A 12,226-nucleotide genomic window follows, 5' to 3' on the forward strand; every position below is an offset into this window, starting at 1 on the left:
CTCGGCAGGTGGGGTGCGCCGGCTTCAGCATACGTCCGCGCCCCGGCCGGGCCGATTGTGTGTTTCGGGCGCTGACCAGGTAATGTTCTCCGCGTCAGCAGGCGCCGCTAGCTCAGTTGGTTAGAGCAGCTGACTCTTAATCAGCGGGTCCGGGGTTCGAGTCCCTGGCGGCGCACCGACAGGTCGAAGGCCTCCCTCCGGGGAGGCCTTCGGCGTTGTTCCGCCCGCTCACTCCTGGTGCAGTTCGTTGACGCACAGCACGTTGCCGTCCGGGTCCTTGAACCAGGCGGCCCGCATGCCGTCCGCCTCGGCGACCCCGTCCACGGTCTTCAGCCCGGGCTGGTCGTACTCCTCGAACACCACGCCGCGGCCGCGCAGTTCGGCCATCTCGGTGTCCAGGTCGGCGACCTTCCAGCTGGCCAGCGTGTGGCCGGCCTGTCCGCCGTACGGGGTCTCGTACATCCCGAACTCGGTGCTGCCGCAGCGGAAGACCACCTCTTCGGCGCCTTCCCGGGCGAGGGTGAGCCCGAGCGTGTCGTGGTAGTACCGCTTGGCCCGTTCGAGGTCGGTCACCGGGATCACCGCGAGCAGGGGTGCGTCTGCCAGCATCGCCATCACCTCCTCCCCCCAGGCTAGGCGCGCCTTCCCCGCCGGTCGAACAGCCGCGTTCCGGCCGGGCTCCGGTCGCGCTCCAGCGGCGGTCCAGCCGGTGCGGGGAGCGTCGGTCGCGGGCGCCGGGCGGCCGTGCCGGACAGCGGTCCGCGCGCCGCGGCGCCGTCCCGGTGGACCCTGCCGGAGGGGCGACCGGCTCCGCCACTGCTGCGGCAGCTCCCAGCCCTCCCCCTCTCCCCCATCCGCCCGGCGCCAGCCGCCCCCGCTTTTCGCCCCGCCCAACGACCGGAGCCGGCCACCCCCGCGAGGGGCGACCGGCTCCGTCGCTGCTGCGGCGGCTCTCAGCCGAAGTAGCTGTCGAAGTTCTTCGAGAACTCGTAGCCGTTGTACTTGTCCCAGTTGATCGACCAGGTCATCAGGCCGCGCAGGTTCGGCTGCTTGCCGGCCCGCGGGGTGTAGGAGCCGCAGCCGGTGCCCTTGGTGAGGCAGTCCAGCGCCTGGTTGACCACGGCCGGGGCGACGTAGCCGTTGCCCGCGTAGGTGTTGGCGGGCATGCCGATCGCGACCTGCGAGGGCTTGAGCGCCGGGAACACGTTGTTGGTGTTGCCGGCCACCGGGAAGCCGGTGAGCAGCATGTCGGTCATCGCGATGTGGAAGTCCGCGCCGCCCATGTTGTGGTACTGGTTGTCGAGGCCCATGATCGAGCCCGAGTTGTAGTCCTGGACGTGCAGCAGGGTCAGGTCGTCGCGCAGGCCGTAGATGACCGGCAGGAAGGCGCCGGCCCGCGGGTCCTGGCCGCCCCAGGGGCCCGAGCCGTAGTACTGGTAGCCGAGCTGGACGAAGAAGGTCTCCGGCGCCATGGTGAGCTGGAAGTTCGCGCCGTACTTGGCCTTGAGGGTCTTGACCGCGGAGATCAGGTTGGTGATCACCGGGGTGGTGGGGTTCTTGAAGTCGTTGTCGCCGGTGTTGAGCGACAGCGAGTGGCCCTCGAAGTCGATGTCGAGGCCGTCCAGGCCCCACTTGTCGATGATCGCGGAGACCGACTTGACGAAGTTGTCGCGGGCGGTGGTGGTGGTGAGCTGCACCTCGCCGTTCTGGCCGCCGATCGACAGCAGGACCTTCTTGCCCTTGGCCTGCTTGGCGGCGATGGCCGCCTTGAACTCGGCGTCGGTCTCGACGCCGGGGCACTCGGTGGCCGGGCAGCGGTTGAAGTGGATGGTGCCGGAGGTGACGGAGTCCGGCTCGCCGAAGGCCAGGTCGATGATGTCCCAGCTGTCGGGGACGTCGGCCATCTTCAGGTAGCCGGCGCCGTTGGCGAAGCTGGCGTGCAGGTAGCCGACCAGGGCGTGGCTGCCCGCGGGCGGCGGGCTGGTGGGCGGCACCGAGGTGGACGGGCTGGTGGACGGCGAGGCCGAGGCCGACGGCGAGGCGGAGGTGGACGCCGAGGCCGAGGGGGAGGGCGAGGCCGAGCGGGAGGGGCTCGCGCTGGCGGAGGGCGAGGCGGGTGCGCCGGGGCCGTCCAGCGAGACGTCGTCCGCGTAGTAGGTGCCCTGGCCGTACCAGCCGTGGGTGAAGACGGTGGCGGAGGTCTGGGTGGCGGTGGTGGTGAAGCTGACCGAGAGCTTCTGGTAGGCGCCGCCGGTGCTCGGCGTCCAGGTCGAGGTGCCGCCGTTGACGCCGAGGTAGACGTAGGCGCCGTTGACGTACGCGCTGAGGGTGTACGTGGTGTTGGGGGCGACCGCGACGGTCTGGGTGCACTGGGCGGTGTCGGACGCGGACGCGGCGCCCGCGAGCGCGTAGCTGCCGGTGTGCGCGTGGCCGGTGACCACGGAGCCGGTCGAGCCGGTGCAGGTCCAGGGGCTCAGTGCGTTGGTCTCGAAACCGCCGTTGACCAGGAACTCGCCCGCCGAGGCCGGGCCGGCCAGGCCGAAGCTGAGCGCGACGGCGCCCGCGGCGGCGACCGCCCAGGCCGTTCCGGCGGCGAGCAGCCGCTTCTTCCGGGGAGTGTGCATGTGGGGATGCTCCTGCCTCTGTGTGGGGGACGCCCTCCTCCGTCCCGCCGGGCTGTGGGGTTCCCGGCCGGGGGCGTGCCGCCGCACCGGCACCCACCCAGGGAGTTGGACTAGACCACTGAAGCGGCTGCGGCCGTCCCCTGTCAATGGACCGGCGAACCCGGTTCACTGACCCCCCGCCAGCAGCTCCCGGAACGCTTCGAAGTCCTCGGCCACCACCCGCCGACCGGGCACCGCGAGGAGCAGCACCCGGGGCGGTCCGGTCCGGAAGTCCAGCGCGATCGGCCGGTCCGCGCCCGGATCCGCCGCAGCCGCTCCGGTGCCTCCGCCGCGTTCCCCTCCCCGCTGGTCACGGGGCCGCGTTTGCGGGCCCCGGCCGCCGATCGAACCATGGAAGGGTGTCCGGATACCTGCGCTACCCCCATGTCCGCGGCGGTCTGCTCGCCTTCACCGCCGAGGACGACGCCTGGGTCGCGCCGCTGGCGCCGGACGGCTCGGTGGGCCGGGCCTGGCGGGTGAGCGCGGACCGGACCAGGGTCAGCCACCCGCGGCTGTCGCCGGACGGCGAGGTGCTGGCGTGGACCAGCTGGTTCGCACTGGTGCCCGAGGTGTTCACCGCGCCGGTGGGCGGCGGGGAGGCGGTCCGGCTGACGTACTGGGGCAGCCAGGACACCCGGGTGCGCGGCTGGCTGCCCAACGGGGACGTGCTGGCGGTGACCTCGTACCACGAGCCGTTCGCGCACTACGCCTGGGCGTGGGAGCTGTCGCCCGACGGCGCGCCGGGGCGGCGGATGCCGTGGGGGCCGGTCGCGGACGCCCAGGTCGGCGAGGGGCACACGGTGCTGCTGACCGACGCGGCGCCGCACGAGCCCGCGTTCTGGAAGCGCTACCGCGGCGGCGCGACCGGACGGCTGTGGGTGGACCACGACCTGCTGCTGCCCGACCTGCCGGGGCACCTGGCCTCGCCGATGCCGGTGGCGGCCGCCGACGGCACCCGGATCGCGTTCCTCTCCGACCACGAGGGCGTCGGCAACCTGTACTCCGTCCGCCCGGACGGCAGCGGCCTGCGCCGCCACACCGACCACGCCTCGTACTACGCCCGGGAGGCCGCCACCGACGGCGTCCGGGTGGTGTACCAGCACGCGGGCGACCTGTGGCTGCTCGACTCGCTGGACGCCCCCGCGCCGCGCCGCCTGGACGTCCCGCTGGGCGGCGCCCGGGCCGGGCGGCGGCCGTACCAGGTCAGCGCCGCCAACAACGTCAAGGACCTGGCCTGCGACGCCACCGGCCGGGCCGGGGTGCTGAACGTGCGCGGCTCGCTGTACTGGCTGACCCACCGCGACGGCCCGGCCCGGGTGCTGGCCGACACCCCGGGCGTGCGCTGCCGGCTGCCGCTGGTGCTCGGCTACGGCAACCAGGCCGCCTGGGTCACCGACGCCGACGGCGAGGACGCGGTCGAGATCGCCGCGCTGCCCGGCAAGGACGCCGCCGACGAGCAGCCCCCGCACCGGCGGATCGCGGGCGGCCGGATCGGCCGGGTCCAGGAGCTGGCCGCCGCCCCGGACGGCGGACGCCTCGCCGTGGCCTGCTCGGACGGGCGGCTGCTGCTCGTCGACACCGCCGACGGCGCCGTCACCGAGGTCGCCGCCTCCCGCTTCGGCCCGGTCTCCAGCCCGTCCTTCTCCCCCGACTCGCGCTGGCTGACCTGGTCCGAGCCGGTCGCGGGGCGCTCGCTGCGGGCGATCCGGCTGGCCCGCACCGCCCGGCCCGAGGAGAAGGTGGACGTCACCACCGGCCGCTTCGAGGACGAGCACCCGGTGTTCACCCGGGACGGCCGCTTCCTGGTGTTCCTGTCCTGGCGCGGCTTCGACCCCGTCCACGACGTGCACACCGGCGACCTGTCCTTCCCGCTCGGCTGCCGCCCCTACCTCGTCCCGCTCGCCGCCGGGACGCCGTCGCCGTTCGCCTCCCCCGCCGAGGGCCGTCCGCCCGTCGGCCTCGACCCCGAGGAGGCCACCGGCGACGGCACCGTGCACGTCGACGAGGAGGGCATCGGCAAGCGGCTCGTGCCCTTCCCGGTGATCGCCTCCAAGTACTCGGCGACCGCGGCGGTGCGCGGCGGCGTGGTGTGGCTGCGCTGGCCGATCTCCGGCGCCCTCGGCCAGACCTTCGCCAACCCGGAGGACACCTCCGGCCGCCCCGCCCTGGAGTACTTCGACCTCGCCCGCGGCCGCCGCACCACCCTGGTCGAGCAGCTCGACGGCTTCGCGGTCTCCGCCGACGGCTCCGCGGTCTCGGTGTTCTCCGCCGGGGCGCTCAAGCTGTACCCGCTGGCCGCCCCCACCGCCCCCGTCCCGGTCGACCTGCGCCGCATCACCCACACCGTCCACCCCGCCGCCGAGTGGCGGCAGTCCTACGCCGAGGCCGCCCGGATCGTCGCCGACCAGTTCTGGGACGAGGGCATGTGCGGCCTCGACTGGCCCGCCCTCACCGCCCAGTACGCCCCGCTGCTGGAGCGGATCGCCTCCCCCGACGACTTCGCCGACCTGCTGCGCGAGCTCCTCGGCGAACTCGGCACCTCGCACGCCTACGTCACCCCCGCCCGCCGCGGCGAGGGCCCCGCCCTCGCCCAGCAGCCCCTGGGCCTGCTCGGCGCCAACGCCCACCGGGACGTCGACGGCCGCTGGCTGGTCGACCGCATCCTGCCCGGCGAGTCCTCCGACCCCAAGGCCCGCGCCCCGCTCGCCGGGCACGGCCTGCACGACGGCGACGAGCTCCTCGCCGTCGACGGCCGCCCGCCCGACCCCGTCCGCGGCCCCGTCCCGCTGCTGGCCGGAACGGGCGGCACCACCGTCGAGCTCACCGTCCGCCACGGGGGCCGCGTGCGGCGCCTCGCCGTCACCCCGCTCACCGACGAACGGCCCATCCGCTACCAGGACTGGGTCGCCAGACGGCGGCACCTGGTGCGGGAGTTCAGCGGCGGCGACTGCGGCTACCTGCACATCCCGGACCTCGGCGGCTCCGGCTGGGCCCAGTTCAACCGCGACCTGCGCTCCGAGCTGGCCCGCCCCGCGCTCGTCCTGGACGTCCGCGGGAACGCGGGCGGCAACGTCTCCGAGCTCGTCCTGGAGAAGCTCCACCGCCGCGTCCTCGCCTGGGACTTCACCCGCGGCCGGCAGCCCGTCCGCTGGCCCCGCGACGCGCCGCGCGGCCCGGTCGTCGCCCTCGCCGACCACGCCACCAGCTCCGACGGCGACGTCATCATCACCGCCATCAAGGCGCTCGCCCTCGGCCCCGTCGTCGGCACCCGCACCTGGGGCGGCGTGGTCGGCATGACCGGACGCCACGCCCTCGGCGACGGCACCCAGATCTCCGTCCCCAAGAACGCCAGCTGGTTCACCGGCGGCATCGGCTTCTCCGTCGAGAACCGCGGCGTCGACCCCGACGTCGAAGTCGTCCGCACCCCCCGCGACTGGGCCCGCGGCGACCACACCGACCTCGCCGCCGCCGTCGACCTCGCCCTCACCCTCCTCACCGCCCCCCCCGCCGCCGCTCCCCCGCCCCCCGACACCCCCCGCCCCGACCTCCGCCGGCCCCCGCTGCCGCCGCGCCCCTGAGACCCGCTGCGACCCGCTGCGCGGAGCAGGCGGGAACAAGCGGGGACGGGGCCGGAAACGGCGCAGCAACCGCACCCGCGCGAACCCGCTGTGCGGGGGCCGGGCGTTCCCGGCGCGTCACGACGCGCGGACGCCGGTGCCCGCGGCGGGCACCGGCGTTCCGTACGCGCGCGGATCAGCTCCGGGGGATCAGCTCCAGGGGTCGCCCTCGGAGGTCATGTTCGCGGCGGCCTCGCGGTCCTCGCGTTCCTGCCTGATCCGGCGTTCGGCGTCGTCGCGGGCGCGTTCGGCCTGGTCGCCGAAGGCGTCGGCGGCCTCGTCGCGGGCGGGAACGACGCGCTCGGGCGGTTCGGTGGGTGCGGCGGCGGGCGGGGCGGCCTTGTGGCGGAACCTGTCGAAGATGCCCATGTCTCCTCCTCGGGTGGGCGTCCCCCCTTGTCACGGTACGCCGACGGGGCGGGCCCGGTCAGGGCCCGCCCCGCGCGGTCGGCCGGTCAGGAGGACCCGCCCTCCTGCTGCTGGTCGTCCGCGGACTCCTGGCCGCCGGGCATCATGCCCTCGGCCCGCTCGCGGGCCTTCTGCTCGGCTTCCTCGGTCTTGGAACCCTGGTCGCCGAGCGCCGACTTGGCCTGGTCGGCGAGGTCCTTCGCCTTGTCCTTGAACTGGTCGCTCATGCCCATGTCTCCTCCTCGGGTGTCGCGGACAACGGGCTCCGTCCACCCTCGCACCGGCCCGGAGGGGTCGCATCCGGACGGCCGGGGCTCACCCGTACGGCGCAGGGCCGGACGGCTCGCCGGGAGGGGCTGTTGGTCCCGGCGGGTCGCGCCCAACGGCCGTAGCCGCCCTACGCGGCACTGACGGAGAGTGAGGGGGTCAAGCCGGTCCCGGCAGCGCCGCCGGGGCGCCCCGCCCGCACCCCGAGAGGTGAGCGCGCCATGTCGTCCCGCGAGCAGTCCCCCGTCACCGAAGGCGCCGCCACCGTGGCGGCGGCCGTCGACGCACTGGTCCGCAACGGCCACCGGGCCCTGCGGGAGTACGCCTCCTTCAGCCAGGAGCAGGTCGACCGCATCGTCAAGAAGGCCTCGCTGGCCGCGCTGGCCCAGCACACCGGCCTGGCCGTCCTCGCGGTCGAGGAGACCGGCCGCGGCCTGTTCGAGGACAAGGCGGTGAAGAACGTCTTCGCCTGCGAGAACGTCACCCACGTGATGGGCCGGACGCGGACGGTGGGGGTGGTGCGCCGGGACGAGATCGACGGGATCGTGGAGATCGCCGAGCCGGTGGGCGTGGTCGCGGGCGTCACGCCGGTGACCAACCCGACCTCCACCACGATCTTCAAGGCGCTGCTCGCGCTCAAGACCCGCAACCCGATCGTGTTCGCCTTCCACCCGGCGGCGCAGCGCTGTTCGGCGGAGGCGGCCCGGATCGTGCGGGACGCGGCGGTCGCGGCGGGCGCCCCGGCGCACTGCGTGCAGTGGATCGAGCACCCGTCGATGGCGGCGACCGGCGCGCTGATGAACCACCCCGGCGTCGCCACGATCCTGGCGACCGGCGGCAACGCGATGGTCGCGGCGGCGTACTCGTGCGGGAAGCCGGCGCTGGGCGTGGGCGCGGGCAACGTCCCGGCGTACGTGGAGAGGAGCGCGGACGTCGGGCGCGCGGTGAACGACATCGTGCTGTCGAAGTCCTTCGACAACGGCATGGTCTGCGCCTCCGAGCAGGCGGTGATCCTGGACGCGGAGATCCACGACGCGGCGGTCGCCGAGTTCCGCAAGCTGAAGGCGCACCTGGCGACGCCGGAGGAGAAGGCCAAGCTGGAGCGCCACCTCTTCGGGGTCGGCGCGGGCACCGACTGCGCGGGCGCGAAGCTGAACGCCGACGTGGTCGGGCAGTCGGCACCGGCGATCGCGCGGGCGGCGGGCTTCGAGGTCCCGGACGACACCTCGGTGATCCTGGCGGAGGTCGGCGGGGTCGGCGAGGCGGAGCCGCTGACCCGGGAGAAGCTCTGCCCGGTGCTGGCGGTGCTGCGGGCGGACGGCCGGGCGCAGGGCGTGGAACTGGCGCAGCGGATGGTGGAGTTCAACGGCCTGGGGCACTCGGCGGCGGTGCACACCGAGGACGCGGCGTTCGCCGAGGAGTTCGGCACGGCGGTGAAGGCCTGCCGGATCATCTGGAACGCGCCGAGTTCGCAGGGCGGCATCGGCGACGTCTACAACGCGTTCACGCCCTCGCTGACGCTGGGCTGCGGCAGCTACGGCCGCAACTCGGTGTCGGGCAACGTCTCGGCGCTGAACCTGGTCAACATCAAGCGGATCGGGCGGCGCAACACCAACATGCAGTGGTTCAAGGTCCCGCCGAAGATCTACTTCGAGCGCAACTCGATCACGTACCTGGCGAGCATGCCGAACGCCCGGAAGGTCGTGGTCGTCACCGACCGGACCATGGTGGAGATCGGCCACCTGGAGCGGATCCGCGCCGTGCTGGACCGGCGCCGCGAGCCGGTCGAGGTGCGGGTCGTCGACCACGTCGAGCCGAACCCGAGCATCGCCACCGTGGAGAAGGGCGCGGAGCTGATGCGGGCGTTCGAGCCCGACACCATCGTGGCGCTGGGCGGCGGCTCGCCGATGGACGCGGCGAAGGTGATGTGGCTGCTGTACGAGCACCCGGAGGTGGAGTTCGCGGACCTGAAGGAGAAGTTCTTCGACATCCGCAAGCGCGCCTTCACCTTCCCCGACCTGGGCGAGAAGGCGAAGCTGGTGTGCATCCCGACGACGTCGGGCACCGGCAGCGAGGTCACCCCGTTCGCGGTGATCACCGACACCGCCACCGGCCAGAAGTACCCGCTGGCCGACTACGCGCTCACCCCCAGCGTGGCGATCGTCGACCCGGCGCTGACCACCCACCTGCCCAAGGACGTCACCGCCGACTCCGGGTTCGACGCGCTGACGCACTGCATCGAGACGTACGTGTCGGTGTACGCCAACGACTTCACCGACGGCCTGGCGCTGCAGGGGATCCGGCTGGTCTTCGAGCACCTGGAGCGGGCCGTCGCCGACGGGCCCGGCGACCCGGTGGCGCGGGAGAGGATGCACAACGCGGGGACGATCGCGGGCATGGCGTTCGGCTCGTCCTTCCTGGGCGTGGTGCACGCGATGGCGCACACCCTGGGCGCGACCTTCCACGTGGCGCACGGGCGCACCAACGCGCTGCTGCTGCCGCACGTGATCCGGTACAACGGGTCGGCGCCGGCCAAGGTGACGAGCTGGCCGAAGTACCGCAGCTACGTGGCGCCGGAGCGCTACCGGCAGATCGCCCGGGTGCTGGGCCTGCCCGCCGACACCCCGGAGCAGGGCGTGGCGTCGCTGGCCGCGGCGGTGGAGGAGCTGCGCGAGAAGGTCGGCATCCCGCGCTCGTTCAAGGACGCCGGGGTGGACGAGGCGGCCTTCCTGGCGGCGCTGCCGCAGCAGGCGATGAACGCCTACGAGGACCAGTGCGCACCGGCCAACCCGCGGATGCCGATGCTGCGGGACATGCAGCAGTTGATGACCCAGGCGTACTACGGCACGCAGAACTGAGAAGGGGCACCCGAGATGACCACCTCACAGCAGCAGCACGCGGAGCGCGCCCGGAGCGGCGCCTGGGACGGCTTCAGGGGCGGCCTGTGGCGGGACGCGGTCGACGTCCGCGACTTCATCCAGCAGAACTACACCCCGTACGAGGGCGACGGCTCCTTCCTGGCCGGCCCGACCGAGCGGACCACCGGGATCTGGGCGAAGATCACCGCGCTGTTCCCGGAGGAGCGCGCCAAGGGCGTCCTGGACGTCTCGTACGACACGCCCTCGACGATCACCGCGCACGCGCCCGGGTACATCGACCGGGAGAACGAGCTGGTCGTCGGCCTGCAGACCGACGCCCCGCTGAAGCGGGCGATCATGCCCAACGGCGGCTGGCGGATGGTCGCGGGGGCGCTGGAGACCTACGGGTACCCGGTCGACCCGGAGCTGGAGAAGGTCTTCACGGTCTACCGCAAGACCCACAACGCGGGCGTCTTCGACGCCTACACGCCCGAGATCCGGGCCGCCCGCAAGGCCGGGATCGTCACCGGCCTGCCGGACGCGTACGGGCGGGGCCGGATCATCGGCGACTACCGGCGGGTCGCGCTGTACGGCGTGGACCGGCTGATCGCCGCGAAGCGGGAGGAGCGGGCGTTCCTGGACGCGGCGCCGGGCGACCCGCGCACGCTGGAGGAGACCATCCGCGAGCGCGAGGAGCTGGCCGAGCAGGTCCGCGCCCTGGAGGAGCTCAAGGCGATGGCCGCGAGCTACGGCCACGACGTCTCCGGCCCGGCGCGCGACGCCCACCAGGCCGTCCAGTGGCTGTACTTCGCCTACCTGGCGGCGGTGAAGGAGCAGAACGGCGCGGCGATGTCGCTCGGCCGCACCTCCACCTTCCTGGACGTCTACCTCGAACGCGACCTCGCCGAGGGCCGGTTGACCGAGGAGCGGGCCCAGGAGCTGGTCGACGACTTCGTCGTCAAGCTGCGGATCGTCCGCTTCCTGCGCACCCCCGAGTACGACGAGCTGTTCTCCGGCGACCCGACCTGGGTCACCGAGTCGATCGGCGGCATCGGCACCGACGGCCGCCCGCTGGTCACCCGCACCTCGTTCCGCTACCTGCAGACCCTGTACAACCTGGGCCCGGCGCCGGAGCCGAACATGACGGTGCTCTGGTCGCCGAAGCTCCCGCGGGGCTTCAAGGAGTTCTGCGCCCGGGTGTCGATCGACACCTCCAGCGTGCAGTACGAGTCGGACGAGCTGATGCGCCCGCGCTCCGGCGACGACACCGCGATCGCCTGCTGCGTCTCCGCGATGGAGGTCGGCCGGCAGATGCAGTTCTTCGGCGCCCGGGTCAACCTCGCCAAGACGCTGCTGTACGCGATCAACGGCGGCCGGGACGAGCGCTCCGGTGCCCAGGTCGGCCCGGCCACCGGGGCGATCACCTCCGAGGTGCTGGACTACGAGGAGGTGCTGGACCGCTTCGACCGGCAGTTGGAGTGGCTGGCCGGGACGTACGTGCACGCGCTGAACGTCATCCACTACATGCACGACAAGTACGCGTACGAGCGCCTGGAGATGGCGCTGCACGACCGGGCGGTGCGCCGCACCATGGCCTGCGGCATCGCCGGGCTGTCGGTGGCCGCGGACTCGCTGTCGGCGATCAGGTACGCGAAGGTCCGCCCGGTGCGCGACGAGACCGGCCTCGCGGTCGACTACGAGGTCGAGGGCGAGTACCCGGCGTACGGCAACAACGACGACCGGGCCGACGCCCTGGCGGTGCGGCTGGTCGAGGAGTTCATGGCGAAGGTGCGCAAGCACCCGACCTACCGGGGCGCCGAGCACACCCAGTCGGTGCTGACCATCACCTCGAACGTGGTGTACGGCAAGAAGACCGGCGCCACCCCGGACGGCCGCCGGGCCGGCGAGCCGTTCTCGCCCGGCGCCAACCCGATGAACGGGCGCGACACCCACGGGTACGTGGCCAGTGCGCTGTCGGTGGCCAAGCTGCCGTACGACGCGGCCGAGGACGGTATCTCGCTGACCAACACCGTCACGCCCGACGCGCTGGGCCGCACCCCCGAGGAGCGGGTGCGCAACCTGGCGGGCGTGCTGGACGGGTACACGGCCGTCGGCGGGTTCCACATGAACGTCAACGTGCTGGACCGCGAGACCCTGCTCGACGCGATGGAGCACCCCGAGCAGTACCCGCAGCTGACCATCCGGGTCAGCGGCTACGCGGTCAACTTCGTCCGGCTGACCAGGGAGCAGCAGCTCGACGTCGTCAACCGCACCTTCCACGGCTCGCTCTGAACCCCCGTCGACAGCTCCCAGGAGGAATCTCAATGATCGTGTCAAGCCGCCTGCGTGACCGGCGGGGCGGAGGTGAACAGCCTCTTGTCACGCAGCATCGCCCACAGGACATCGACCCGGC

At 73.2% G+C, this 12,226-nt stretch carries 7 protein-coding genes and 1 tRNA gene; 4 read left to right on the forward strand and 4 right to left on the reverse strand.

Annotation, left to right across the window (positions count from 1 at the left end):
* The first annotated feature begins 101 nt into the window (after positions 1-101).
* Positions 102-175 (forward strand) — tRNA-Lys (locus tag OO57_RS30705).
* 53 nt (positions 176-228) lie between these two features.
* On the opposite strand, the gene OO57_RS30710 is transcribed toward OO57_RS30705, so the two are convergent.
* Together OO57_RS30710 and OO57_RS30715 are read right to left on the reverse strand one after the other, a co-directional pair.
* Positions 229-615, reverse strand: coding sequence for a VOC family protein (locus OO57_RS30710; protein WP_081974085.1), 387 nt, complete (start codon positions 613-615; stop codon positions 229-231).
* A 338-nt stretch (positions 616-953) separates the two neighbouring features.
* A complete protein-coding gene (locus OO57_RS30715) occupies positions 954-2,624 on the reverse strand; it encodes a chitinase (RefSeq protein WP_033255995.1) in 1,671 nt (556 codons plus the stop codon).
* 146 nt (positions 2,625-2,770) lie between these two features.
* Here OO57_RS30715 and OO57_RS30720 point away from each other — a divergent pair, with 146 nt between their 5' ends.
* Complete coding sequence (locus tag OO57_RS30720) at positions 2,771-6,241, forward strand: S41 family peptidase (protein WP_234337579.1); 3,471 nt, start codon at positions 2,771-2,773, stop codon at positions 6,239-6,241.
* 189 nt (positions 6,242-6,430) lie between these two features.
* Here the strand turns inward: OO57_RS30720 and OO57_RS30725 are convergent, their stop codons facing one another.
* Positions 6,431-6,649, reverse strand: coding sequence for a hypothetical protein (locus tag OO57_RS30725; protein ID WP_033255997.1), 219 nt, complete (start codon positions 6,647-6,649; stop codon positions 6,431-6,433).
* A gap of 86 nt (positions 6,650-6,735) precedes the next feature.
* Positions 6,736-6,915, reverse strand: a complete 180-nt coding sequence (locus OO57_RS30730; RefSeq protein ID WP_234337580.1) for a hypothetical protein — start codon at positions 6,913-6,915, stop codon at positions 6,736-6,738.
* Between the two features lie 261 nt (positions 6,916-7,176).
* On the opposite strand from OO57_RS30730, the gene adhE reads away from it, so the two are divergent.
* Positions 7,177-9,813 (forward strand): bifunctional acetaldehyde-CoA/alcohol dehydrogenase, encoded by a 2,637-nt coding sequence (adhE, locus tag OO57_RS30735; RefSeq protein WP_033255999.1) that lies wholly within the window; start codon positions 7,177-7,179, stop codon positions 9,811-9,813.
* A 15-nt stretch (positions 9,814-9,828) separates the two neighbouring features.
* A complete protein-coding gene (gene pflB / locus OO57_RS30740) occupies positions 9,829-12,105 on the forward strand; it encodes a formate C-acetyltransferase (protein WP_033256000.1) in 2,277 nt (758 codons plus the stop codon).
* Positions 12,106-12,226: the final 121 nt, after the last annotated feature.

The organism is Kitasatospora phosalacinea (assembly GCF_000717185.1).
GTDB classification, from domain to species: domain Bacteria; phylum Actinomycetota; class Actinomycetes; order Streptomycetales; family Streptomycetaceae; genus Kitasatospora; species Kitasatospora phosalacinea_A.

What these genes read in the sequence shown, in the direction of transcription:
- OO57_RS30710 (WP_081974085.1), bottom strand. Translation starts at nt 615, where the DNA reads ATGGCGATGCTGGCAGACGCACCCCTGCTCGCGGTGATCCCGGTGACC.
- OO57_RS30715 (WP_033255995.1), bottom strand. Translation starts at nt 2,624, where the DNA reads ATGCACACTCCCCGGAAGAAGCGGCTGCTCGCCGCCGGAACGGCCTGG.
- OO57_RS30720 (WP_234337579.1), top strand. Translation starts at nt 2,771, where the DNA reads ATGGACCGGCGAACCCGGTTCACTGACCCCCCGCCAGCAGCTCCCGGA.
- OO57_RS30725 (WP_033255997.1), bottom strand. Translation starts at nt 6,649, where the DNA reads ATGGGCATCTTCGACAGGTTCCGCCACAAGGCCGCCCCGCCCGCCGCC.
- OO57_RS30730 (WP_234337580.1), bottom strand. Translation starts at nt 6,915, where the DNA reads ATGAGCGACCAGTTCAAGGACAAGGCGAAGGACCTCGCCGACCAGGCC.
- adhE (WP_033255999.1), top strand. Translation starts at nt 7,177, where the DNA reads ATGTCGTCCCGCGAGCAGTCCCCCGTCACCGAAGGCGCCGCCACCGTG.
- pflB (WP_033256000.1), top strand. Translation starts at nt 9,829, where the DNA reads ATGACCACCTCACAGCAGCAGCACGCGGAGCGCGCCCGGAGCGGCGCC.